Genomic DNA, 24,086 nt, shown 5'->3' with positions numbered 1-24,086 from the left:
CGGTGAAGAAATCCCAGCGCACACCATACGACGGCATCGTGATCGCGGCTCCCGTCACGATTCCCTATGTGCGCTATTCCATCGAGAGCGCGCAATGGTGGATCGGCCGCGCGCTCGGCGCGCTCGTGGCCCAGGCCGGCATCAAGGCGTCCGACATCGACGGCCTCTGCGTCTCGAGCTTTACGATGGGCACCGACAGCGGCATCGGGCTGACGCAGCACTTTGGCCTTTGCGTCCGCTGGCTCGACACGATTCCGCTGGGTGGCGCCAGCGCCATCGCAGGCTTGCGCAAGGCTGCGCGCGCGGTCCAGGCCCGCGACGCCGACATCATCGCTTGCGTGGCGGGCGACACCAATCATGTCGATTCCTTCCGCCTGACGCTCGAGAATTTCTCGCGCTTCAACCAGGACGCCGTCTATCCCTACGGCGCTGGCGGCGCCAATGCGAGCTTCGCGCTGATCGCGCGCAACTACATGCGGACCTTCGGCGTCACGCGCGAGGACGTCGGCAGGATCGCGGTCGCGCAGCGCGCCAATGCGCTACGCAATCCGCATGCCCTGATGAAGGCGCCGCTGACGCTCGAGCAATATCTGGCGGCCCGGCCGATTTCCGATCCGATCCACCTCTTCGATTGCGTGATGCCTTGCGCAGGCGCGGAAGCCTTTCTGGTGATGCGCGAGGAGACCGCCGCGTCGCTGGGGCTGCCTGCGGCGCGATTGCTGTCGACGATCGAGCGGCACAACGCCTTTGCCGACGACCCGATGCAGGTGCGCGGCGGCTGGGCGATGGACGTCGACGAGCTCTATGCCATGGCCGGCGTGAAGCCCGACGACCTCGACATCGTCCAGACCTACGATGACTATCCCGTCATCACGATGATGCAGTTCGAAGATCTCGGCTTCTGCAAAAAAGGCGAGGGCGCGGAATTCGTGCGTGCGCACGATCTCACCATCGACGGCGATTTTCCGCACAATACCTCCGGCGGGCAGCTCTCTGTCGGGCAGGCTGGAGCAGCCGGCGCCTATCTTGGTCTCGTCGAGGGACTGCGGCAGGTCCTGGGAACCGCGGGCCCCACGCAGGTCAGGAATGCGCGCCTCGGCTTGGCTTCCGGGTTTGGTATGATCAATTATGACCGCGGTCTCGCCTCGGGTGCCGCGATCTTTGCAGGGCCTTCAAAATGATCGATCCGATCAAGCCGCCCCGCCGCAAGAATCCGCTGCTGCGGACGCGGCTTCCGGCATCGCCCCCGAGGCCGCGCAGCCGGACGTCGCACGGTTTCACGCGCGCCGCCGCCGAGGGGCGTTTCATGCTCCAGCGCTGCGAGGCCTGCGGCGCTTTTGCTTATCCGGCGCGGGAGGCTTGCCCGTCCTGCCTCTCGTCCGCGCTCGCGTTTGCGGACGCACCGCGCGGTGGCACGCTGCTCGCGGAAACGACGGCACGCGTGCCGAGCGACGTCTATTTCCGCGAACGGGCGCCCTGGCGGATCGGCCTCGTCAAGATGGATTGCGGCCCGACGATCGTCGCGCATCTTCATGCCGACTGCGCCGAGGACGCGCCGGTCCGCATGTCGTTTCAGCTCGACAAGAGTGGTCAGGCAGTCGCCTTTGCCCGACCCGAGGGGGAGACTCCCAACATGGCAGACGACAGGCAGTGGCGGGAAATGACGGCCGACCCGAAATTCAGGCGGGTGCTCGTCACGAACGGCCGCAGCGTGATCGGTCAGGAAGCCGTCGTCGCCTTGAAGGCCGCGGGCGCCAAGACCGTGTTTGTTGGCGTGGCCGAACCCTGGCGGCCGTTTGCCGGTGAGGATCTGCTGCGCCGGCAGGAGGGGGTTGAGGTCGTCGCGCTCGATGCGGCCGATGAAAAATCTGCCGCTGATCTTGCAGCCGACATCGGCGGCAAGGTGGATATTCTCGTCAATACGACGGAGTATGTGCGAGCCGGTGGCTTACTCGACCGCAAGGGCACGAGCATCGCGCGGGACGAGATCGACCAGGCGTATCTCGGCTTCATCAATCTCGCGCAGGCCTTTGGGCCCGCCATGCGGATGCGCGGCGCCGACGGCGTCAACAACAGCGTCGCATGGGTCAACATCCTGTCGGTCTATGCGCTCGCGAACTGGCCGGCCTTCGGCGCGTACTCTGCCTCGCAGGCCGCGTGCCTGTCGCTGTCGCACTGCCTTCGCGCGGAGTTGCGGCCGGGCGGCATCAAGCTCATGAATCTCTTCACCGGGCCTGTCGACACCGAGTGGTTCCAGACCGTGCCGCCGCCGAAGGTCGCGCCGCGCGCGATCGCGCAGGCGATCGTGTCGGGGCTCAAGGGCGGGCTCGAGGAGATGTATGTCGGGGACGTCGCCGAAGAGATCCGGCAGCGACTCGCGGCCAATCCGAAAGCGCTGGAGCGCGAGCTCGACAAATGAGGGGCGGATCTCAACCAAACCGGAGGACGTGACAATGCAAAGCAAGAATCTCCTGGAGCTGGCCGGTGCGATTTCGTCCGGCGCGGTGCGCGTCGTCGATCTGACCTTCACACTCAGTCCGGATTTTCCGGTCATCGTGCTGCCGCCGGAGTTCGGCCAGGCAGCGCCGGTGCGTATCCAGGAAATCTCGCGATACGATGGGCGTGGCCCGGCCTGGTACTGGAACAATGTCACGTTCGGCGAACACACCGGCACGCATTTCGACGCGCCGATCCACTGGTTCACCGGCAAGGACCTGCCGAACAATGCCGTCGACACGATGCCGGCCAAGGATATGATCGCGCCGGCCTGCGTCATCGACTGCTCCGCGGAGGCCGCGCACGATCCCGATTTCGTGCTGACGGTGCCGATCGTCGAGGCCTGGGAATCCAAGCACGGACGCATCCCCGCGCGCCAATGGGTCCTGCTGCGGACCGACTGGTCCAAGAAGGGCTGGCGCGACTATTCCAACCTGAGGGATGACGGCGCGCACACGCCCGGGCCGAATCCGGCCGTCATCAAGTGGCTGGTGGAGGAGCGCGGCATCATCGGTTTCGGCACCGAGACCATCGGCACCGATGCCGGGCAGGCCGGACATTTCGAGCCGCCTTATCCCGCGCATCACTTCCTGCATGGCGCGGGTCGCTACGGCCTGCAGTGCCTGTGCAACCTCGATCAGCTTCCGGCCACCGGCGCCGTCATCGTGGCGTCACCCCTGAAAATCCAGAACGGCTCCGGCAGTCCGCTCCGGGTCATCGCGCTGGTTGGGTCGAACTGACCAAGGCATTGCGTTTGCAAGGCATGGCGCTTGCCGAACGAGACAACAGAAGAAACCGTTTACGAAAGACAGGTGCCATGAACTTGATGAAGAGCCTGCTGGCTTCCACCGTTCTACTGATCGCCGCGCCGCAGATTGCGCAGGCGGAGATTCTTGTCGGCTTCGTCACCGGCCTCAGCGGGCCGGTGTCGTCGATCGGGATTCCGAACGGGAAGGGCATCGCGGCGGGCCAGGCCTATATCGGCGAGGTCGGCGGTGAGAAGCTCCGCATCATTCAGCTCGACGACGGCTCCGATCCGACAGCGTCGGCGCGCAATGCGCGCAAGCTCGTCGAGCAGGAGAAGGTCGACATCCTCATCGGCACGTCAGGTGCACCCCAGACACTGGCGATGGCGACCGCGGCGATCGAGATGAAAATCCCGATGATCGCGGTATCCCCGATCGCGCCGGTGCCGGCGGGCGATGGCGGCCCCTGGGTGGTGCAGACACCGCAGCCGACGCCGCTGCTCGTCCAGGGCATTGTCGATCACATGAAGGCTCACGGGCTGAAGACGGTGGCCTTCATCGGGTTCTCCGATGCGTTCGGCGACCTCATGTACACCTCGCTCGAGCAGAGTGCGAAGACGGCCGACATCAAGGTCATCGCGAATGAGCGATATGCGCGATCCGATTCCTCGGTGACCGCGCAGGTGCTGCGCGCGCTCGCGACGCGCCCCGATGCCATCATGCTCGGCGGCACCGGCACGCCCGGCGCGTTGCCGGTCATTGCCCTGTCCGAACGCGGATATAAAGGACCGCTCTACGGCAATCATGGACTCATCAGCGCCGATTTCCTGCGCCTCGCCGGCAAGGCTGCCAACGGCATCATCTGCCCGACCGGGCCGGTCACCGCGGCCGAGCAGCTTCCCGCCGGCAATCCGATCCAGAAGGTGGCGCTGGATTTCCGCTCGGCCTTCGAGAAGGCGAATGGCGAGGCCCCGACGGATTCGTTCTCGTCATACTCCTTTGACGGCTGGCTGGTGTTCGTCGACGCGGCCAAGCGCGCTATGGCGACCGGCGCCAAGCCGGGCACGCCGGAGTTCCGCACCGCGCTGCGCGAGGCGCTGTTCGCGACCAAGGACGTGGTGGGGACGCAAGGCATCTACACCTATACGCCGGCGGATCGGCATGGCGTCGACGCTCGCGCGCGCATTCTGGTGCAGATCGAGGACGGCAAATACAAGCTGCTGCCGTGAGTGAGGCGCCTTTGGCGGAGCCCAGCGCGATATCGGAGGCCGGGGACAGAGCTGCGGCGCCGGCCTGGGCCCGCGCGGTCGCGCTGTTTCCACCGCCCGATCGGATTCTCTCCACCATCCTGACGCGGCAGGCCGAGCGCTACCGCGATCGTGTCCTGCTTGTCGCGGGAGAGACGCGCTGGACCTACGCGCAGACTGCGGCGATCGCCGCCGCCTCTGCGCGGACGCTCATCGACGCCGGGATCAAGCCCGGTGACCGCGTCGCCCTGATGTGCTCCAACCGGCCTGAGTTTCTTCAGGTCTTCCTCGGATGTGCCTGGCTCGGCGCGATCGTGGTGCCGATCAACACGGCGCTGCGCGGCTTCCAGCTCTCCCACATCTTCCGCAATTCGCAGCCCTCTCTTCTCGTCGTCGAGGCGCCGTTCCTTGCTGCGATCGACACTGTCGAGGCAGGTGTTGAGCTTCCTTCGCAGGTCTGGACAATCGGAATCGCCGCCGAGACCGGCGGCGCGAAGATTTCGCCAGTCCCGCTGCCCGCGCTCGGAGACAAAGCGGCCGCCAGCCCCATGCGACCCGGCGACACCGTGGCGATTCTCTACACCTCCGGCACCACGGGCCCCGCCAAGGGCGTGTGCTGCCCGCAGGCGCAATTGTTCTGGTGGGGCATCTATTCGGCGCGGGCGTTGGGCATTCGTGAAGGTGACGTGCTGTTCACGACGTTGCCCCTGTTCCACACCAACGCGCTGAATGCGTTCTATCAGGCCGTCCTGAACGGATGCACTTATGTGCTGGAGCCGAAATTCTCGGCCTCCGGCTTCTGGGCTGCCGCGCGACGGCACAATGCGACCGTCGGCTATCTGCTCGGCGCCATGGCATCGATGCTGCTCGCGCAGCCAAGGACCGAAGACGACAGCGCGCATCGGCTTCGCGTCGCGCTCGGCGGCGGCGTGTCGCCGCAGATCCACGCGCCGTTTTTCGAGCGGTTCGGCGTTCCCCTGGTCGATGGTTATGGATCGACGGAGACCAATTTCGTGTTCGCGGGCGCGATTCCGTCCGACCGCCCGGGGACGATGGGATATCTCGCCGACGGCATCGAAGCCCGCATCGTCGATGCCGATGATGCCGAGCTTCCCGTTGGGCAGGCCGGAGAGCTGCTGCTGCGCGCCAGCGAACCCTTTGCATTCGCGACCGGATATTTCGGCATGCCGGAGAAGACGGTCGAGGCCTGGCGAAATCTCTGGTTCCACTCCGGTGATCGCGTGGTCCGCGATCCCGACGGGCATTATCGCTTCATCGATCGCATGAAGGATTCGGTCCGCAGACGCGGCGAGAATGTGTCGTCATGGGAGGTGGAGCAGGCGATCCAGTCCCATCCCGCGGTCGCGGCCTGCGCGATCTATCCGCTGCCCTCGGAATTGGGCGAGGACGAGGTTGCCGCCGCGATCCTGCTGGAGCCTGGCCAATCGCTCGCGCCGGTCGACATCGTCAGTCACTGCGAAGGCAAGATCGCCTATTTCGCCATTCCCCGCTACGTGCGGATCGTGAAGGAGATGCCGCTGACGGAAAACGGCAAGATCAAGAAAGGCGTGCTCCGCGACGCCGGCGTGACGGCGGATATATGGGACCGCGAGGCGGCTGGGGTCAAAGTGCGGCGGCTGTAGCGCCTGGCGCTACGGCTTTTCCAACGAATCTTTGACGACGCTCTTGAGTTCGTCGAGTTCGCCGATCAACCCGTTGAGCTTGTCAGCCGGGAATTCCGCCAGCAGCTCCGCGAGCCAGGAGCCATGGCTCTTCGCCATGCGTCGGAAGGCCTTTCGGCCCTCGACGGTCATGCAGACGATCTGCACGCGGCGATCGAGCGTCGACGGCGTGCGGGTGATGTAGCCGTCCTCGACCAGGCGGTCCACGATCGGCGTCAGGTTCCCTGCGGAGACCATCAGGCGCTTGGGCAACTCGCCCAGCACCAGTCCGCTCGGCTCGCGGTCGAGCTGGGCCAGCACGTCGAAGCGGGGCATGGTGAAATCGAATTCCTCGCGAAACCGGCGGCGCAGCTCGCCCTCGATCAGGGTCGTGCAGGCCAGCAGCCGGAGCCAAAGCCGTGTTTGAGCCCTGTACTCGGCCTCCTGGTCGGCCCCATTCTTGGACGAAACAGGCGGGGACTCCTTCGCGAGTGCCAAATCGAATCTCCTGGGAGCGTCTCGCCTGTCGAAAACGGACGGCGTCGTGAACATCAGGCAAGATAGTTCGTGCCAAAAGTAAATTCAAGGCTTGGCGGCATACTCGCCGAACCGGGGTGGCCTTGCGGTAAATCTGCGGCCAGCCACAAGATTGTAACAATACGCGGTGGCAATCTCAAAAGCCTCCGACAAGCGCCTTGACAATCCGTGCGCCATCGAAATATTTTATGCTTAAAATAATTTGCAGCCCGGCATTCCCAGGGGTTTGCAGGCTCGGCACACGGCGCGACGCGCGAAAGCGAGGGATCATGCGCATAGTCTGTATCGGCGGCGGCCCGGCCGGTCTTTATCTGGGCCTGCTGATGAAGCGCCGTCACCCGGAGCACATCGTCACGGTCGTCGAGCGCAACAAGCCCTACGATACGTTCGGCTGGGGCGTCGTGTTCTCGGACGCGATGATGCAGGCGATGCGCCTTGCCGATCCCGAAAGTGCGACCGAGATCGAGGACGCCTTCAATCACTGGGACGATATCGAGCTCGTCTTCAAGGGAACGCGCCAGCGGACGACCGGCCATGGCTTCATCGGCATCGGGCGCAAGCACCTGCTGAACATCCTGCAACGGCGCTGCGAGGCGCTCGGGGTCGAGCTCGTCTTCGAGCGTGATGTCGAGTCCGATCTCGAATTTCCCGACGCTGACCTGATCGTCGCCTGCGACGGCGTCAATTCCAGGATCCGTACCCGCTACGCCGAGCAGTTCCAGCCCGACATGGTGATCCGCCCGAACCGCTTCATCTGGCTCGGGACCAAGAGGGCGTTCGACGCCTTTACGTTCGATTTTCAGAAGACCGAGCAAGGCTGGTTCCAGGCGCACATCTACAAGTTCGACGCGGAGACCTCGACCTTCATCGTCGAGACCACGGAAGAGGCCTACAACGCCCACGGGCTGGGCGATCTCGACCAGCAGGGCTCGATCGAGTTCTGCGAAAAGATCTTTGCCGAGACACTCGACGGCGCGAAGCTGCTGACCAATGCCCGTCATCTGCGCGGTTCGGCCTGGCTCAATTTCAGCCGTCTGATCTGCGGCAATTGGAGCGTGTTCAACGGCAAGTCCCATGTCGTGCTGATGGGGGACGCCGCGCATACTGCGCATTTCGCGATCGGATCTGGCACCAAGCTCGCGCTCGACGACGCCATCGAGCTCGCCAACCAGTTTGATCGCCACGGTCACGGCGGCGACAACATCGGGACGGTGCTGGAAGCTTATGAAGAGGTGCGCCGCGTCGATGTCGCGCGCATCCAGAACGCCGCGCGCAACGCCATGGAATGGTTCGAGGTGGTCGGCCACCGCTATGCCGATACGCTGGAGCCGCCGCAATTCTTCTATTCGATGCTGACGCGCTCGCAGCGCATCAGCCACGAGAATTTGCGCCTGCGCGATCGCACCTGGCTGGAAGGTTTTGAGCGCTGGTTCGCCGCGCGTTCGGGGATCACGGTCAAGGACGGCGAGCGGGTGCCTCCGCCGATGCTGACGCCGCACCGTGTGCGCGGCCTTTCGCTTGCGAACCGCATCATGGTGTCGCCGATGGCGATGTATTCGGCAACGGATGGTCTCATCGACGACTTCCACATCGCCCATCTCGGCGCGCGCGCCATGGGGGGCGCCGCGCTGATCTTTGCCGAGATGACCTGCGTCTCGCCGGATGCGCGGATCACGCCGGGCTGCCTCGGACTCTGGAACGATGCGCAAGCGGCACAATGGCGCCGGCTGGTCGATTTGATCCACGGTCTTGGCCACGCCAAGGTCGGCATCCAGCTTGGCCATGCCGGGCGGAAGGGATCGACCCGGCTTGCATGGGAAGGCATCGATCAGCCGCTCGAGACAGGCAATTGGCCGCTGATCTCGGCTTCGGCGTTGCCCTATCTGCCGCACAGCCAGTTGCCGCGGGCGATGGACCGCAGCGACATGGACTGCGTCCGCGACGATTTCGTCGCGGCAACGCGTCGCGCGGCCGAGGCTGGTGTCGAGTGGCTCGAGCTTCATTGTGCCCACGGCTATCTGCTGTCGAGCTTCCTCTCGCCGCTGACCAACCGGCGGACCGACGAATACGGCGGCAGCCACGAGAACCGTGCGCGCTTTCCGCTGGAAGTGTTTAGGGCGGTCCGCGCCGCGTGGCCGTCGGATCGGCCGATTTCGGTGCGGTTGTCGTGCCACGACTGGACCGAGGGCGGCAACATGCCTGCCGATGCGGCGATCTTCGCTGCGATGTTCAAGGAGGCCGGCGCCGACCTGATCGATTGCTCCTCGGGGCAGGTGTGGAAGGAGGAGCGGCCGATATATGGACGCCTGTTCCAGACGCCGTTCGCCGACCGCATCCGCAACGAGGTCGGCATCGAGACCATCGCGGTCGGCGCGATCTCGGAGGCCGATCACGCCAACTCGATCCTCGCGGCCGGCCGCGCCGACCTCTGCGCCATCGCGCGGCCACATCTTGCCGATCCCGCCTGGACGCTGCACGAGGCCGCACGCATCGGCATCACCGCGGTTAATTGGCCGAAGCAATATGTCTCCGCCAAGGGACAATACGAAACCAATCTGGCGCGCGCCGCGGCTGCGAGCGCGCAGTGAGCGGAGGAGGGATCAGATGAGCTCCGTTGCAAAGGTCATCCGGCGCGAATGGCTCGACTGGCCGTTTTTCGAGTCGCGTCATCAGGCGATCGCCAGCGCGCTCGACCGCTTCGTGCAGTCGGGCGTCCTCGACAAGATCGACCATAACGACGTCGACGACGCCTGTCGCAAGCTGGTGCGCGCGATGGGCGAGGCGGGGGTGCTCGATTGCGCGGTCGCAGCACCCGACGGCGATGCGACGACGATTGATTCCCGCTCGATCTGCCTGTCACGGGAGTCGCTGGCCTATGCCGACGGCCTCGCCGATTTCGCCTTCGCCATGCAGGGGCTCGGCTCCGGCGCGATCGCGCTCGGCGGCTCCGTGGAGCTGCGCAAGGCCGTGCTTCCGAAGGTGCGCTCCGGCGAATGGCTCGCGGCCTTCGCGCTGTCCGAGAAGGAAGCAGGATCGGACGTCGCGGCGATGTCGTGCACGGCGCGGGCCGACGGCGACGACTATGTCATCGACGGTGAGAAGACCTGGATCTCGAACGGCGGCATTGCCGACGTCTACACGCTGTTTGCGCGAACCGGCGAGGCGCCGGGCGCGCGCGGCATCTCGGCCTTCGTCGTCTTTCCCGATGATCCCGGCTTCAGCATTGCCGAGCGCATCGACGTCGTCGCCCCGCATCCGCTGGCGACGCTGCGCTTCACGAACTGCCGGATTCCGGCGAGCCGTCGCCTCGGCGCGCCAGGGGGCGGGTTCAAGCTCGCGATGCAGACGCTGGACATCTTTCGCGCCTCGGTCGCCGCGGCGGCCCTCGGCTTTGCGCGGCGGGCGCTCGACGAGGCGCTGCGGCATGCGAAGAGTCGGCACATGTTCGGGGCGACCTTGGGCGATCTCCAACTGACCCAAGCCGCGCTTGGCGACATGGCAACCGAGACCGACGCGGCCGCACTTCTGACTTACCGCGCCGCCTGGCGCCGCGACGTCCAGAAGCTTCCGACCACGCGTGAAGCTGCCATGGCGAAGCTGACCGCGACCGAGACTGCCCAGCGCGTCATCGACCGCGCCGTGCAGATGTTCGGTGGTCGCGGCGTGCGCAAGGGCGAGATCGTCGAAAGCCTCTATCGCGAAATCCGCGCGCTCCGCATCTACGAGGGCGCGACCGAAGTCCAGAAGCTGATCGTGGCGCGTGATCTGTTGAAGCCGCGCTGATTACAGAGAGTTTTAGCACAATGAAACAAGAAGAGCTGCCTGTCGCGACCAATGGTCGGCGGGTGCTTCAGCCCAGCGGCTGGCCGCAGCCGAAGGGATATGCAAACGGCATCATGGCCGAGGGGCGCCTCGTCGTGACGGGCGGCGTCGTCGGCTGGGACGTTGCAGGTCGATTTGCCGACGGGTTTGTCGCGCAGGTCCGGCTGGCGCTCGAAAACATCGTGGCGATCCTGGCGGAGGGCGGTGCGGGACCCGAACATCTCGTGCGCCTGACCTGGTATGTCGTGGACATGGACGAATATGTTTCCAATCTGAAGGCGCTCGGCAGGGCCTATCGCGACGTCGTTGGCGTTCACTACCCCAGCATGGCGCTCGTCCAGGTCGTGCGTCTTGTCGAGCCGGCAGCGCGGGTCGAGATCGAAGCGACTGCCGTCGTTCCACGTTGAGGCGCGCGTATCGCAACGTTCACCTCCTAACGTCGGGGCCGGTCGGCCCATCGCATGGGTTGCCCACCGTTCGCCGCGCTCTCCTGAGCAAGGATTGCGATGCGGGTGGCTCGCAGGGCCTCTGTTGCCGGAATTTGCAAGGTCTCGCCACGGACGAGATGGTCAAAGGCGAAGCCGGCAGGCGAGGCGCCCGCGGGCAGATCGACTTCGCGCCGGGGCCTCGTCGCCGTCTCGACCAGCAGTCGATTTTCGGCGAAGAGAACGTCGGCACGTCCCTTCGTCCCGGAGATTCGCATCGCATAGTCGCCATGCCGCGGCGATGCTTCGGGCTGAATCCAGTCGACGTCAATCGCGCATTGTGGGCCGTCGTCGCAGGCGAGGATGGCGCGTCCGAGCGCAGGAAAGTGCGTCGTGCCGGCAGCCGGGATCGGCGAGACCCAGCCGCTGACGGTGCCGCTGGTGTATCCGGTGAGCCAAAGCGCGAGATCGATGTCGTGGACTGTCAGATCGGCAAGGATGCCGCCATAGGTCGACGGCTCGAACATCCACGCTGGACGACGGCTTGGAATGAGCTTGTGCGGCCCGGTTGCGGTGATGGATACGATGTCGCCAAGCTCGCCATTGTCGATGATCGAGCGGAGCGCGAGCGTAACGGGATAAAAGCGCTTCTCGAGCAAAAGCGTCAGCAGATCGCGCCCGGTGAGCGCTTCCTCGATGAGGCCGAGCTGGTCCATGGTCACAGCCATGGGCTTGTCGGCGATCGCAAAGATGCCTCGGCGTAGGAGTTCGACGACGATCGGAGCGCGCAGGCCGAATTCGGTGAAGACCGCAGCTGCTTGAATCTGATGCGCATCCAGAAGCGCGCTCGGGTCGGCATAGCCGGGCGCCATCGTGCGGCGTTCGAGCTCGGCGCGTCGTGCCGCATCATGATCGGCAACGGCCACGACCCTGACGTCGGTCCGGTTCGCAATCTCTGACAGCACATATTCAACATGCGGGTGGGCTGCGCCAATGATGGCGATGTCGAGCATCTGCGAGCTATCGGCCGGCATGAATGACCTCCGGCGCGACCTCGCTGGGGCTGATGGCGCGGCCTTCGGCGGCCGAGCGATAGATGGCGCCAACCAGTCTGGCCGCTTCGAACCCATCCCTGAACGAGCTCGCGGGTTGCCGTCGCTCCCGGACGGCTTGAGCGAAGTCGCGCCATTGCGCGATATGTCCTTCGATCCCGATGGCCTTGGGATCGCTGGCGGCACTTCCTATGCTGGCTGCGCTTGGCGGCTCGGCAACGCCGGGAAAGTCCCAGCGCACGATGCTGTCGTTCGCAAGCTCGCAGCTGCCGCGATCCGTGAACAGCCGAAGCATGGCCGGGCGTCCCGGGGGCAGCGCCGTGCTCGTCACGATCACGCCGAGCGTGCCGGATGCGAAGGAGAGCAGCGCCGCCGTGGTGTCCTCGACGGCATGCGTGTGTCCGAGCGTCGCCGTCTTGCCTTGAACACTGTCAACGGTTCCGAGCAGCCAAAGCATCAGGTCGAGATTGTGAACGCCCTGATTGAACAGCGAGCCGCCGCCATGCTCCGTTTCGCCGCGCCACGGCTTCTCCGCATAGTATGCGTCGGAGCGATACCAATGGATCGCCGCCTCGATCAGGCGCGGCTGTCCGAGACGACCGGCGTCGAGCAGAGTCTTGATGGCCTGGTGCTGCGGTTCGAGGCGGCGCTGCGATACCACGCCGCAGGTGAGTTGTGTGCGCTCGGCAGCGCGGACCAGGGATGCGGCCTCGGCGGGATCGACGCAGAGCGGTTTCTCGACCAGCACGTGCCGTCCGGACTCGATCGCAGCAAGCGTTACGTCATGGTGGGCGCCGCTCGGGGTGCAGACCACGACCGCGTCGATTTCGGCATTGGCCAGCATCGCCTCGGTGGTCGCGAATGTCGGAATGGGTTCGCCATTCGTGCACGCTGCGATCTGCTCGGGCGTGCCGCCAGCGATCGCGGACAAGACGGTCTCGTCGAACGCGCGGATCGCCCGCGCGTGCGTTTCACCGATTGCCCCTGGACCGATCAACCCGATGCGAAGCCGATTCATGTCTCAGTCCTCACGGATTGCACGGATAAGGCCGGCCCGCGACATAGACCGTCTCGGGCGCAAGCGATCCATCCGCGCCGAGACGGAAGCGCAGCAGATCGGCCGGCGCCCCGACCGTCAGCGCAGGGAGGTTGAACAGTATGCGCGGATTGATCGTTGCGAGCTTCAGCGCCTCTGCCAGGGTCAATCCGGCCATGCGTCTTGCCGTGGCTATTCCGAAGGTGAGGCTGACGGCTGCTCCAGCCAGGATGGACGTGCCGACGACTTCCAGCCGGCCGCTCGCCTTCAGCTCGACCTTGCCGCCGATTGGCGCGTCGTAGATTCCGGGTGCGCAACCCGCGAGCGCGGCGGCGTCCGATACCAGGATTGATCGCTCCAGCCCTTTTGCACGCAGCATGGCCTTGAAGGTCTCGGGGGGGAGGTGATGGCCATCGGCGATGAAGCTCGCCCACAGCCTGTCCTCGGCCAGTTGCGACCAGATCGGGTTCGGATGCCGCGGCAGCGTGGCTGCGATGCCATTGCCAAGGTGCGTCGACAAAATTGCTCCGGCAGCGACGGTTGCGGCGATCTGATCCGGTGTCGCGCTGGTATGGCCGAGAGCAACACGAACGCCGCGCGCATGGAGGCCGCGCACATAGGTCTCCGTTTGCGGCCAATGCGGCGACAATGTCACGAGGCCGATGAGGTTTCCGCAGGCGGCCTGCCACGCGTCGAACTCATCGAGACTCGGCGGCCTGACATGCTCGGCCGGGTGCGCGCCGCGCGGGCCGTCCTCCGGCGCGATATGCGGTCCTTCAACATGCACGAAGGGCATCGCGTGCTTCAGAAGCGGATCGCTATCGCGCGCCTGCGCAATAGCCCGCAACGCATCGATGATCGCGTCCTGCGATGCCGTGATCAGCGTCGGCGCAAAACGCGACACGCCGCTGTTGTGGACGGCCGTGACGAGGTCGCGGACCGTCTGGGGATCAGGGCGGGCATTGAGATCGTAGCCGCCAAAGCCGTTCAATTGCAGATCGAACAGACCGAGCGACAGCCACAGCTCGTCGTCATCACCGCCAGAAACGATGTCTGAAATCCGGTCGTCCTGAATGACGATAGTGCGATTCCGTCCGGTCTCGGGATCGCGGCCTGCGACGCGCGTTGCCGGCTCCGTCATGCGCGTGCCGGTGTTTGTGGCGAGAGCTGCGGCGGCGTCGAATCCTGGTCGAGATACAGCGCGCATCGTGGATGCGTGCGCAGCGCGCTCGCGGGGCAGGCTGTGCCGATCGGGCCGAACAGGGATTGCTCAACCGCGGCGCGCTTGGATACGCCGGGCACGACGCAGAAAAGCTCGGCAGCCTCCAGCAGCCGGGGAATCGTCAGCGTGATCGCGTGGGTCGGGACGTCCCCGAGGCTCGGGAAGCATTCATCGTCAACCTGCTGCTGCCGGCAGACCTCGTCGAGCTCGACGACCTTGACTTGCTTCGTGTCGTGCAGGTCGGCGACCGGCGGGTCATTGAAGGCGAGGTGACCGTTGACGCCGATTCCGAGGCAGACGATGTCGACCGGGGCGTGGCCGAGAAGAGCCGCATAGCGCGACGCCTCCCGGTGCGGATCCGGCTCTTGTCCGATCAAGTGAACGGCGCCGAAAGCGATGCGCGAGAACAAATGACGCGTCAGCCAGGCGCCGAAACGCTGTGGCGCATCCGCGGCAAGTCCGAGATATTCGTCCATGTGGAAGGCCGTGACGCGCCGCCAGTCGATATCGCGCTCGCGCGCAAGGGCATCCAGCAGCTCCGCCTGGCTCGGTGCCGCCGCGAATATCATGCGCACCGTACGCTGTCGCGCCAAGCGGCCGCGGAGCGTAACGCCGACGTCCGCGGCAGCCGCTCGGCCCATCGCATCCCGCGTTCCAAATGTCGCGATTGAGGGAGGTACCGAAATCGTCATGCTCATCCATGGGTTTGCCGGGCCTGCTCGTCACCCCCGAGGGGAAAGAATGTAATGCAACCGGTTGCATGTCAAGCTTGCGCCCCGGCGCCGGCCGGGGCATGTGTAGTGGAATGCGATGCAGAGGAGGCGGCCTCCGGTGAAGCGCGATTCCGACAGCGGCGGGGAGAGACGTCCATCGGTCGTGCCGACGATCAGTCAGGTGGCGAAGGCCTCCGGGGTTTCGCGCGCGACCGTATCGCGCGCCTTCTCGCGGCCCGAGATGCTGACCGAAGCGACCGTCCGGCGCGTCAAGGAGGTCGCCGACAAGCTAGGCTACGTGCCGAACCAGGTCGCTCGCGCACTATCGACCGGGCGCCACGGCAATGTCGCTCTCATTGTCTCCGATGTCGCAAATCCGTTCTTTCCGCCGCTGATCAGGGCCGCTCAACTGCGGGCTGACCAGGCGGGCTTGTGCGTTTTCCTCGGCAATTCGGACGAGGATCCCGCGCGCGAGGAATTGCTGGTGGGCCGCTTCATTGGTCAGGTGGAGGGATTGGTCCTCGCCTCGTCTCGTCTGGACGAAGAGCATATCCGCCGCCATGCGACGCGCCGGCCCCTGGTGCTCATCAATCGCGATATCGAGGGCATTACACGGGTTCTGATCGACACGGCGCCGGGAGTTGCTGCTGCGATCGCGCATCTGGCCGAGCTGGGGCACCGGCACATCGCCTATGTCAGCGGCCCGACAACATCGTGGTCCAATCAGCAGCGGCGCAACGCGGTCCGGCGCGAGGCGGAGAAGCGCGGGCTCAAGGTGATCGCGGTCCCCGCGCGCCCGCCGTCCTACGACACCGGCCGGTTGGCGGCCACCCAGATCGTCGCCAGCGGCGTCACCGCGGCGATCGCGTTCGACGACCTTGTCGCCCAAGGTCTGATGGCAGGGCTCGCTGCGCTCGATGTCGAGGTGCCGAAATCTTTCAGCGTCGTCGGCTGCGACGATGTGCTCGGTGAAACCACCTACCCGCCGCTCACCACCGTGTCGGCGCGCTGCGCCGATGCGGGCGATGTCGCGGTCGGTCTGCTGCTCAGTCAGATGAATGGTGGCGTGTCGGGGGAGATTCGGCACAAGCTGAATTCCCATCTCGTCATTCGCGCCAGCACCGGTCCGGCTCCGATGAAGCGACGTGGGCGCTGACGATTTAGTCAATGGCCTCGGAAAGCGGCATCGGATCGCAATTGACACGCAACCGGTTGCATGCGAGCTTTTTCGCAGGATTTGTCCCATTCCGGATGCGAGAGTGACCCTCATGGTGAAGCCCGTCGACAGGTTCGGCTACGTCACGCGTCCCGAGAACAACATTCGCCCGGCGAATTCGGGGCGTCGGTCATGGCGGTCGGCAGCGCTGCTGTTGGCGCTGGCTGTCGCGGTACCCGCGTTTGCTTCGCCTGCATCGGCGGAGAAGCTGACCATCTGGAGCGGGTGGCCTGATCTGGCTCCGTTTTACAAGCGCATCGGCGACCAGTTGAAGAGCAAATATCCCGATCTCGACATCAGCGTCGAGGCCATTGCCCTGCGTGAGCACGAGAAGCGGCTGGCGCTGTCGCTTCCGTCAGGCGCGGCCGGCGACGTCATCGAGATGGAGGTCGAGGCGGCGCGATATCTCGAGGCCGGCCTCATTCCGGAGCCGCCGGCGTCGATCGTCGCTTTCGTCAAAGCCAATTACGACATGACGCGTGTGAAGACCGCCATGTACGAGGGCAAGATCTTCGGCGTGCCGTTGTTCCAGGGGCAGGGCGCGCTGTTCTACAACACCGAGATGCTCGCCAAGGCCGGCCTCGACGGTCCGCCCAAGACCATGGCCGACTACACCGCCTACGCGCAAAAGCTCGCGCAGCGCGATGCGTCCGGCGCGCCGACGGTGAGCGGATGGAGCTTGCGCCTCAGCGGCGGCGGCTCGGGCATCGCGGAGAAATACTGGACCATCCTCTACAATCACGGTGGGACGCTGCTCGAGGAGAAGGGCGGAAAATGGCGCGCGGCCTATGCGGGCGAGGCTGGCCGCACCGCGCTCAAGCAGTATCTCGACAACGTCGTGGTCTATCGGACGGTGACGCCGGAGATGAAGGCGGATGCCGAAGCCTTCGAGCTCGGCCAGACCGCGATGTTCATCCGGGAATCCTGGGTGATCGGCGACGTCGCCAAGAAGGCGCCCAACCTCAAATACGCCACGGCGCCGTTGCCCAAGGGCACGCTGATGGTTCCGGTCGATCTCTACGTGCCGAACAAGGGACCGAAGAGCCAGATCGCCTGGGATTTCGTTCAGAAGGCAAACGAGCCGGAAAACCTGCTCTGGCTGCTCGAGAACACGGCCTGGGTCCCCAACCGAAAGGGCCTCGACTACTCGGCAGTCCTCAAGAAAATCCCGCAGCTCGACGCCTTCGTCAACGTTCCCGCAGGCCACGTCTTCTTCACGGTGCCGGCGATCAGCCCTGCCAGCGAAATCCTCACCCGGCTTGCGGCGCGACTGGAGAAAGCATTCACCGACAAGTCGCTGGCGGGCAACGATGCCGCGATCGATGCTTTCCTGAAGTCCGCGGCTGAGGAAAGCGACAAGATCCTCGCCCGCGAAGACCTGCTGGCCAAACCCTAGACTGTCCCCCAACAGGGACCCACTCAATCCAGGCGCCGGCCGCAGACCGGCGCTTGCCGGAGGATCCATGCGCACCACGCCGAAATGGCTGTTTCCAGTTCTGGCGCTGCTTCCGATCCTCGGCCTCTACGGCTGTATCCGCGTCTATCCGATCATCGAGACGCTGCGGCTCAGCCTGTTCCAATGGAATATCATCTCGCGGCGAAAGCCGTTCGTCGGCTTCGCCAACTTCATCGAGCTGGCGAGCGATCCACTGTTTCTCGAAGCGATATTCAACACCACCATCATCGCTTTCAGCGTCGTGGCGATCACCATTCCGGTCGCGCTTGCGCTCGCCGCCCTGATCAACAGCCGGCAGGGGCTGCGGCGCAGCGGCGTCTATGAGGCCTCGGTTTTCCTGCCGCACGTCGTCTCACTGGTCCCCGCGGCGATGGCCTGGAAATGGATTTTCGACGCCCGGCTCGGACCGCTCAACGCCCTGATCGGATTTTTCGGGATCCCGGCCCAATCGTGGCTGTTCGATCCCGTCCTGTCCCTCGTATGCCTGATCGTGCTCTGCTCCTGGCAGGCGATCGGCTATGCCGTCCTGATCTTCCTCGTCGGACTGAAGAACGTTCCGGATGCACTCTACGAGGCCGCGCGCCTCGACGGCGCATCGTCGCTTCAGGCCTTCCGCTACATCGCGGTGCCGCTGTTGAAGCCGGTCATGCTATACGTATCGGTGATTACGCTGATCTCGTCCTACAACATCTATGCGCAGGCCTTCGTGCTGGCATCGGACGTTCAGGGTGCGCCGGGACACCTGGTCCGGGTCCTTGTTCTCGACATGCTCGAAAACAGCTTTCGCAATTACCGGGTCGGCTATGCCGCCGCCGAAGCCGTCGTGCTGCTCGTCATCGTCCTCGTTCTGACCGGCGCGCAGTTCAGGCTCTTCCGCGATCGGAGCCGCGCATGAGCGAGCACGAGCATCCGTCCGTCGTCGGTCAGAACCGTGCCGTCGCTCTCGTGATCGACGCCGTTCTGTGCGCCGTCAGCCTGATGATGCTGCTGCCGCTGGTGTTCCTGATCAGCAACGCGTTCAAGACGCCGCCGGAACTGCTGGCCTGGCCGCCGACCGTCATTCCGCACCAGCCGACGCTGGACAACATCGTCAGCGTCCTCAGCGAAACGCCGCTGTTTCGCTGGATCGGCAACTCGTTGATCTTCGCGACGCTCTCGACCGCGAGCATCGTCTCGACGTCGGCGATCGCAGGCTATGTACTCGGCAAGTTCGATCTGCCGGGGATCCCGGTCATCTTCGGCGTCATTATCGCGACGGCGGTCGTTCCCTTCGAAGTCTACATGATCCCGCTCTACCTCAACGTCCAGTCGGCGGGACTGTTGAACACCTGGCCCGGGCTTCTGGTCGGCTATCTCGTCATGAGCTTCGGCATCTTCCTGATCAGGCAATACGTGATGACGTCGATCCCCGACGAGCTGCTGGAGGCTGCGCGGGTGGATGGCGCGGGGGAGGGCTGGATCTTCCTGCGGATCGTGCTGCCGCTGATGCGCGGCCCGCTGGGCGCTCTCGCCGTGCTCGCGTTCTTTCAGGCCTGGACCGCATTCGCGTGGCCCCTCGTCGTCATGACAAACAAGGACACCTATACGCTCGAGGTTGGGCTCGCCTTGTTTCAGACCGGTTTCACCGTGGATACCGGTCGTCTCAGCGCGGCCGCAGCGCTAGCGCTGGTTCCGAGCGCGCTGTTCTTCTCGCTGATGCGCCGAAATTTCGTGCGTGGCGTGGCCGCAAGCGGTCTGAAGGAGTGACGTCCGCCGCGCGGTAGGATTCAGTCGATCGCCTCAAAACGCACGCGTTCGCCGGAACGGAGCTGAGCGAGCCGCGGCGGCCGAGATCCTGAAGGGTCGTGGCGAGACCAGACTCGACGATTTCGGGATCAACAGACATCGCATAGCTCAGGCCTTAAACTCCTCTCTCCCGGCGATGATCGCGCCCGTCTCCGCCGCGCGCTCGAGCGCGGCAAATTCGGCAACACCGATGGGGTGAAACCGCAGCAGATCGCCGGCGCGGAACAGGAAAGGCTCGTGTGTGCGACGCGGATCGTAGGAGCGCACCGGCGTGCGACCCAGCATGTGCCAGCCGCTTGGCGCGGCGAGCGGCGGCGCGACCGCGGCCTGCTGGCCTCCGACCGAGACGCTGCATGGCGGCGTCACAAGCCTCGGCTCCGGGCGCCGGTCGACATGAAGTGCGGGGTCGAGCCCGCCGAGATAGGCAAATCCCGGTATGAAGCCGATCATGTAGACACGGTATTCGGCTGCACTGTGCCGCGCCACGATCTCGTCCGTCGTCGTGTCGAGCCGTTGCGCGAGCCAGTCGAGGTCCATCCCGTTGTCGCCGCCATAGGCGACCGGAACGGTCCAGCGGCGCCGGACCTGCCCTTCCGGGGGGAGCGGCGGCCACAGCGCCATGATCTCGGCTTCGATGTCGCGCCGTGACAGCAGGGTCGGATCAAAGCAGACCAGCAGCGTGCGATAGGTCGGTACGATCTCCACGATGCCGGGCAGCGCGCGCCCGGTCAGGGCATGGTCGAGATCGACGACGCGCGCGTTGACTTCGGCGTCGATGCCGTCTCCGATTTCGACCGTCAGCGCTGCATCGCCGGATTGGCGGAAGCGCGGCATCGCGTAGAGTGTATCGTTCACCATGCTCATTCATGCCGTCGCGAAAGTGTTAGACCCATGCTTGCTCTTCGAAAAGCGTCACCGCCCCATGCAAGCGGCGCGCCGAATTTTTCGTGACGCACACCATGCATCATGCGTATATCGAACCAGCGCGACAAGCGAGGGCGATGATGACTCTGATCGATATGAACTGCGACATGGGCGAAGGCTTCGGCGTCTACACGCTCGGCGATGATTCCGAGATGCTGCGCACCGTCACCTCGGCCAACATCGCCTGCGGCTTTCACGCCGGCGATCCGCTCGTGATGCATCGCACCTTGAGCGAGGCCAAGGCCAATGGCGTGCAGGCCGGCGCGCATCCCGGTTTCCTCGATCTCTGGGGTTTTGGCCGCAGGCCGATTCAGGGCGAGCGGCCGGCCGACATCGAGAAGATCGTGCTCTATCAAATCGGCGCGCTGATGGCGCTGGCATCCGACGCCGGCCATCCCGTCCGCCACGTCAAGACCCACGGGGCGCTTGGTAATATCGCCGCGGAGGATCGCGATCTCGCCGAAGCCGTGGCGCGCGCGATCCGTAGCATCGACCGCAATTTGATCTTCGTGGTGATGCCCGGCCAGGAGACCGAACGGGCCGGCGAGAAGTTCGGCCTGCCGCTGGTGCGCGAGGTCTATGCCGATCGCGCCTATGCCGACAATGGCAATCTGGTGTCGCGCCGTCTCGCCGGAGCCGTCATTCACGATGCGGAGGTCGCCTCGGAGCGGGTCATTCGCATGATCGGGGACCGCGCGATCACGTGCCTCTCGGGAACGCAATTGCCGACCCGCATCGACAGCGTCTGCGTCCACGGCGATACGCCGGGCGCGGTTGCGATGGCGCAGCGCCTGAAGGCGCGCCTTGCTGCGGCAGGCGTCACGCTGGCGCCGATGGCTGAGGTCATCGGTGCCTGATCGCTTGCCAGCCTCTCCCTCATGGGAGGGCGCCCGGATGCCGATCACCTGCTGATTGTCGGCCCTCGCAAGGATGCGCACGAAGCCAGCCTCACCATGACGACAAGGTGCTCGATCGCTTCGGCGCCGCGCTGTCGCGAATTCCGGAGGTGATGGAAGCCTATCTGGTAACGGGCGATTACGACTATCTCATCAAGGTCGTGGTGAGGGACACCGATCATTACGAACGCTTCCTGCGACAGGCGTTGTACAGGATACCGGGCATCCGGCAGTCGCGAACGACATTCGGCCTGCGGACGCTGAAGCGCAAGAATTTCGATCGATCCTTCCAAGGCCGGTCCGCCGTGATCTCTCTCTCTCTCTCGTAGCCTGAATGGAGCACAGCGAAGCAATCCCGACTGCCGCTGCGGAAAGACTCGCGGTTGGCGCTGCTCGGCCGCTCGTCCACCCTTGCTCCGGAAGCTCACGGCTTGATCTGGATCAAGCCTGCGGCACGCGGCCGGCGGCTACGTTCAACGTAGCCGCTGAACCGGAGGAACGCACCCCTTGAAGACGCTTCGCAGCCTTCTCTCCGCGGATGAAGTGATCCAGCTGGTCATCCGGCTCGGATTGCTCGCGCTCGTGATCGTGTGGACGTTTTTGATCGTCCGGCCCTTCGTGCCGATCCTGACCTGGAGTGCGGTGCTGGCGGTCGCGTTCTATCCGGCTTTCAGCTGGCTTTCCAAATGTCTCGGCGGTCGTCCGCGGACGGCCGCGGCCATTCTGACGCTGGTCATGCTCGGAATCGTCATCGGGCCGGCGGCTTGGCTCGGGCTGAGCGCAGTCGAGGGCATCAAGGACCTCGCGACCCAGATCGGTACCGGCGACCCCGTGCTCCAGGCGGCGCCCGAGCGGATCAAAAGCTGGCCGCTGATCGGCCCGCCGCTCTACGATCTCTGGAACCTGGCTTACACCAATGTTCGCGCCGTGTTGCGCGAGGCGGCGCCGTATCTGAAGCCGCTGGCAGGCGTGATGCTTTCGTTCGCCGGCGGCGCCGGCGTCGGCACGCTCCAGTTCCTGCTATCGGTGTTCGTCGCCGGCTTCCTGTTTCCGTATGGACCGCAGCTCGCCGGCGCGATCCGCGGCTTCCTGTTTCGCATCGTCCCGGAGCAAAGCGAGCATTTCCTCGAGCTTACGGGCGCGACCATTCGTGCAGTGTCGCAAGGCGTGATTGGCGTTGCGATCATCCAGGCGCTGCTCGCCGGCATCGGCTTCAAGCTTGCCGCCATCCCGAGTGCGGGTTTGCTCGCCGTCATCGTGTTGTTGCTGTCGATCGTGCAGATCGGCGCCGCCATCGTCTTCGTTCCCGTGGTCGTCTGGATCTGGATGGACAAGGATGTGGCGATGGCGCTGCTGTTCACGGTATTTTTCGTCGTCGTCGGTCTTCTCGACAACATCTTGAAGCCGCTGGTCATGGGGCGTGGCCTGACCACGCCGACGCTGGTGATCCTGATCGGGGTCATCGGCGGCACGCTGGCGCACGGCATCATCGGCCTCTTCATCGGCCCGATCATTCTGGCGGTCGCCTGGGAGCTCGCGGCGGCCTGGATCCGGATCGACCGTTCCGCAGTGCCGGGGGTATTGGACCAGTCGGTTGCCGTCCAAAGAAGCGTTGAGGATTGCTCGGTATACACTGGCACTGATGCTGAGCGGGCCTCTCACACTGGTCCCGGCCCGAACTAAAGCGACCGGTGGGTTCCCATGCTCTTTCAATTTCTCGTCGGCACGCTGGTCAGCGTCATCAATATCGGAGTGCACGCGCTCGCAACGGTCGTTGCCGTGTCGATCGCGCGAACGGCCGGCCTGCGGCAGACCGACAGTCCACGACTGCACCTGATGGGGGTGATGGTTGCGACAGCCGCAGTGCTGCACGTCGCGCATACCCTGGAGATCCTGGTCTGGGTCTGCACGTATCGCCTGGTCCGGGCGGCCCCGCCCGACAGCGACCTGCTCTATTTCGCCTTCGTCAACTACACCACGCTCGGCTATGGCGACATTACGCCGGTGCCCGAATGGCGGCTGATCGGGCCGCTGACGGCCATGAATGGAATCCTGCTGTTCGGCTGGTCTGCGGCCATCCTGTTCGAGGTCCTGCGCAAGACGCTCGAGCATCTCGAAGCCACAAGTCCGGAACGACCCCGGACCTGACTACCAACAGATCAAGGCTGCAGATCGAGGCCCGCGAGTTGATGTCGGTCCAGAAGCACGATCTGGCGCTGGGTGTTGCCGATGAAGCCGAGAATGCCGAGCTCATGCAGCCGCGACAGGACGCGCGAAACGGTCTCCAGTGTCAGGCCGAGATAGTCGGCGATGTCGCGTCGCGACATCGGCAATGCCAAGACGCCGGCGGCGGTCAGGCGCGCGTCCATCTCGAGCAGGAAGGCTGCGACCCGCTCCAGCGAGGTCTTACGTCCCAGCAGAAGCATATGATCTTCGGCATGCTGGAGATTGGTCGTGGTCATGCTGAGCAGGTTCCGGGCGACCATAGCGTCGCTCTCCGCCACCATTTCGAGGCTTTGCCGCCGGACCAGACGCACCGTGGTGTCGACGATCGCTTCTGCCGTGAACCGGTGCTCGCCGCCGTTCTCGAGGCCGAAGATGTCGCCGGTCAGGTGAAAGGCGCCGATCTGCCGGCGGCCGTCCGACAGGAGCTTGTAGCCCCGAACCGCGCCGGACTTGACCTGGTAGACATATTCGGCGGGTTCTTTCTCGCCGTAGATTTCAGTGCCTTTCCTGTAGGAAAATTCGCTTAAACTGATCAGCGCATTTGAAGCACTGGTCATGCCGAGATCGCGAAGGGAATTGGGGCGCGGTGCGGAATCTGCAGTGATGCGAACAAACATAGGCCAGCT

At 64.8% G+C, this 24,086-nt stretch carries 23 protein-coding genes; 16 read left to right on the top strand and 7 right to left on the bottom strand.

Annotated elements, in window-relative coordinates:
• Window positions 1-2 precede the first annotated feature (2 nt).
• The 5 genes from IVB29_RS17020 (at window position 3) to IVB29_RS16995 (ending at window position 6,132) form a co-directional block, all read left to right on the top strand.
• Window positions 3-1,181 (top strand): thiolase family protein, encoded by a 1,179-nt coding sequence (locus IVB29_RS17020; protein WP_247504529.1) that lies wholly within the window; start codon window positions 3-5, stop codon window positions 1,179-1,181.
• Complete coding sequence (locus tag IVB29_RS17010; RefSeq protein ID WP_256466890.1) at window positions 1,178-2,419, top strand: SDR family NAD(P)-dependent oxidoreductase; 1,242 nt, start codon at window positions 1,178-1,180, stop codon at window positions 2,417-2,419. Before IVB29_RS17020 ends, IVB29_RS17010 begins: the two co-directional genes overlap by 4 nt.
• A gap of 34 nt (window positions 2,420-2,453) precedes the next feature.
• The gene (locus IVB29_RS17005) at window positions 2,454-3,236 is read left to right on the top strand and encodes a cyclase family protein (RefSeq protein WP_247504528.1); all 783 of its coding nucleotides are present in this window, start codon (window positions 2,454-2,456) and stop codon (window positions 3,234-3,236) included.
• A gap of 77 nt (window positions 3,237-3,313) precedes the next feature.
• Window positions 3,314-4,471 (top strand): ABC transporter substrate-binding protein, encoded by a 1,158-nt coding sequence (locus IVB29_RS17000; RefSeq protein ID WP_247504527.1) that lies wholly within the window; start codon window positions 3,314-3,316, stop codon window positions 4,469-4,471.
• 11 nt (window positions 4,472-4,482) lie between these two features.
• Window positions 4,483-6,132, top strand: coding sequence for an ATP-dependent acyl-CoA ligase (locus IVB29_RS16995; RefSeq protein ID WP_247504526.1), 1,650 nt, complete (start codon window positions 4,483-4,485; stop codon window positions 6,130-6,132).
• Window positions 6,133-6,141: 9 nt separating this feature from the next.
• On the opposite strand, the gene IVB29_RS16990 is transcribed toward IVB29_RS16995, so the two are convergent.
• On the bottom strand, window positions 6,142-6,702 hold the full coding sequence (locus IVB29_RS16990; RefSeq protein WP_247504525.1) for a MarR family transcriptional regulator: 561 nt from the start codon (window positions 6,700-6,702) through the stop codon (window positions 6,142-6,144).
• A 254-nt stretch (window positions 6,703-6,956) separates the two neighbouring features.
• Between IVB29_RS16990 and IVB29_RS16985 the strand changes: the two genes are divergently transcribed.
• From IVB29_RS16985 to IVB29_RS16975, 3 genes are read left to right on the top strand one after another with little or no spacing between them, the layout of a single operon-like run.
• The gene (locus IVB29_RS16985) at window positions 6,957-9,275 is read left to right on the top strand and encodes a bifunctional salicylyl-CoA 5-hydroxylase/oxidoreductase (protein WP_247504524.1); all 2,319 of its coding nucleotides are present in this window, start codon (window positions 6,957-6,959) and stop codon (window positions 9,273-9,275) included.
• 16 nt (window positions 9,276-9,291) lie between these two features.
• A complete protein-coding gene (locus IVB29_RS16980) occupies window positions 9,292-10,470 on the top strand; it encodes an acyl-CoA dehydrogenase family protein (protein ID WP_247504523.1) in 1,179 nt (392 codons plus the stop codon).
• A 20-nt stretch (window positions 10,471-10,490) separates the two neighbouring features.
• On the top strand, window positions 10,491-10,916 hold the full coding sequence (locus tag IVB29_RS16975) for a RidA family protein (RefSeq protein WP_247504522.1): 426 nt from the start codon (window positions 10,491-10,493) through the stop codon (window positions 10,914-10,916).
• A 26-nt stretch (window positions 10,917-10,942) separates the two neighbouring features.
• Here IVB29_RS16975 and IVB29_RS16970 read toward each other — a convergent pair whose 3' ends face one another.
• From IVB29_RS16970 to IVB29_RS16955, 4 genes are read right to left on the bottom strand one after another with little or no spacing between them, the layout of a single operon-like run.
• Window positions 10,943-11,968, bottom strand: a complete 1,026-nt coding sequence (locus tag IVB29_RS16970) for a Gfo/Idh/MocA family oxidoreductase (RefSeq protein WP_247504521.1) — start codon at window positions 11,966-11,968, stop codon at window positions 10,943-10,945.
• Complete coding sequence (locus tag IVB29_RS16965; protein WP_247504520.1) at window positions 11,955-13,004, bottom strand: Gfo/Idh/MocA family oxidoreductase; 1,050 nt, start codon at window positions 13,002-13,004, stop codon at window positions 11,955-11,957. The genes IVB29_RS16970 and IVB29_RS16965 overlap by 14 nt, the downstream gene beginning before the upstream one ends.
• A 10-nt stretch (window positions 13,005-13,014) precedes the next feature.
• Window positions 13,015-14,163 carry an amidohydrolase family protein gene (locus IVB29_RS16960; protein ID WP_247504519.1) on the bottom strand — a complete coding sequence of 383 codons (1,149 nt, stop codon included), beginning with the start codon at window positions 14,161-14,163 and terminating at the stop codon, window positions 13,015-13,017.
• Complete coding sequence (locus tag IVB29_RS16955) at window positions 14,160-14,885, bottom strand: glucosamine-6-phosphate deaminase (protein WP_247504518.1); 726 nt, start codon at window positions 14,883-14,885, stop codon at window positions 14,160-14,162. Before IVB29_RS16955 ends, IVB29_RS16960 begins: the two co-directional genes overlap by 4 nt.
• 190 nt (window positions 14,886-15,075) lie before the next feature.
• Here IVB29_RS16955 and IVB29_RS16950 point away from each other — a divergent pair, with 190 nt between their 5' ends.
• The 4 genes from IVB29_RS16950 to IVB29_RS16935 all read left to right on the top strand — a co-directional run bounded on the left by IVB29_RS16950 (window position 15,076) and on the right by IVB29_RS16935 (window position 19,375).
• On the top strand, window positions 15,076-16,113 hold the full coding sequence (locus IVB29_RS16950; RefSeq protein ID WP_247504517.1) for a LacI family DNA-binding transcriptional regulator: 1,038 nt from the start codon (window positions 15,076-15,078) through the stop codon (window positions 16,111-16,113).
• A gap of 112 nt (window positions 16,114-16,225) precedes the next feature.
• On the top strand, window positions 16,226-17,569 hold the full coding sequence (locus tag IVB29_RS16945; RefSeq protein ID WP_247504516.1) for an extracellular solute-binding protein: 1,344 nt from the start codon (window positions 16,226-16,228) through the stop codon (window positions 17,567-17,569).
• 67 nt (window positions 17,570-17,636) lie between these two features.
• Complete coding sequence (locus IVB29_RS16940; protein WP_247504515.1) at window positions 17,637-18,524, top strand: sugar ABC transporter permease; 888 nt, start codon at window positions 17,637-17,639, stop codon at window positions 18,522-18,524.
• Window positions 18,521-19,375 (top strand): carbohydrate ABC transporter permease, encoded by an 855-nt coding sequence (locus IVB29_RS16935; protein ID WP_247504514.1) that lies wholly within the window; start codon window positions 18,521-18,523, stop codon window positions 19,373-19,375. The genes IVB29_RS16940 and IVB29_RS16935 overlap by 4 nt, the downstream gene beginning before the upstream one ends.
• 147 nt (window positions 19,376-19,522) lie before the next feature.
• Here IVB29_RS16935 and pxpB read toward each other — a convergent pair whose 3' ends face one another.
• Window positions 19,523-20,278 (bottom strand): 5-oxoprolinase subunit PxpB, encoded by a 756-nt coding sequence (gene pxpB / locus IVB29_RS16930; protein ID WP_247504513.1) that lies wholly within the window; start codon window positions 20,276-20,278, stop codon window positions 19,523-19,525.
• 140 nt (window positions 20,279-20,418) lie between these two features.
• Between pxpB and IVB29_RS16925 the strand changes: the two genes are divergently transcribed.
• The 4 genes from IVB29_RS16925 (at window position 20,419) to IVB29_RS16910 (ending at window position 23,382) form a co-directional block, all read left to right on the top strand.
• Window positions 20,419-21,195, top strand: coding sequence for a 5-oxoprolinase subunit PxpA (locus tag IVB29_RS16925; protein WP_247505123.1), 777 nt, complete (start codon window positions 20,419-20,421; stop codon window positions 21,193-21,195).
• Window positions 21,196-21,302: 107 nt separating this feature from the next.
• Entirely contained in the window at window positions 21,303-21,563 is a 261-nt protein-coding gene (locus tag IVB29_RS16920) for an Lrp/AsnC ligand binding domain-containing protein (RefSeq protein ID WP_247504512.1), read from the top strand.
• 178 nt (window positions 21,564-21,741) lie between these two features.
• Entirely contained in the window at window positions 21,742-22,917 is a 1,176-nt protein-coding gene (locus tag IVB29_RS16915) for an AI-2E family transporter (protein WP_247504511.1), read from the top strand.
• Between the two features lie 18 nt (window positions 22,918-22,935).
• A complete protein-coding gene (locus tag IVB29_RS16910) occupies window positions 22,936-23,382 on the top strand; it encodes a potassium channel family protein (protein WP_247504510.1) in 447 nt (148 codons plus the stop codon).
• A gap of 11 nt (window positions 23,383-23,393) precedes the next feature.
• Here IVB29_RS16910 and IVB29_RS16905 read toward each other — a convergent pair whose 3' ends face one another.
• A complete protein-coding gene (locus IVB29_RS16905) occupies window positions 23,394-24,077 on the bottom strand; it encodes a helix-turn-helix domain-containing protein (RefSeq protein WP_247504509.1) in 684 nt (227 codons plus the stop codon).
• Window positions 24,078-24,086 lie beyond the last annotated feature (9 nt).

This window comes from Bradyrhizobium sp. 1 (genome assembly GCF_023073315.1).
Taxonomy (GTDB): Bacteria; Pseudomonadota; Alphaproteobacteria; order Rhizobiales; family Xanthobacteraceae; genus Bradyrhizobium.
The sequence above is the reverse complement of the archived record's forward strand: the minus strand, read 5'-3'. Positions and strand labels throughout refer to the sequence as shown.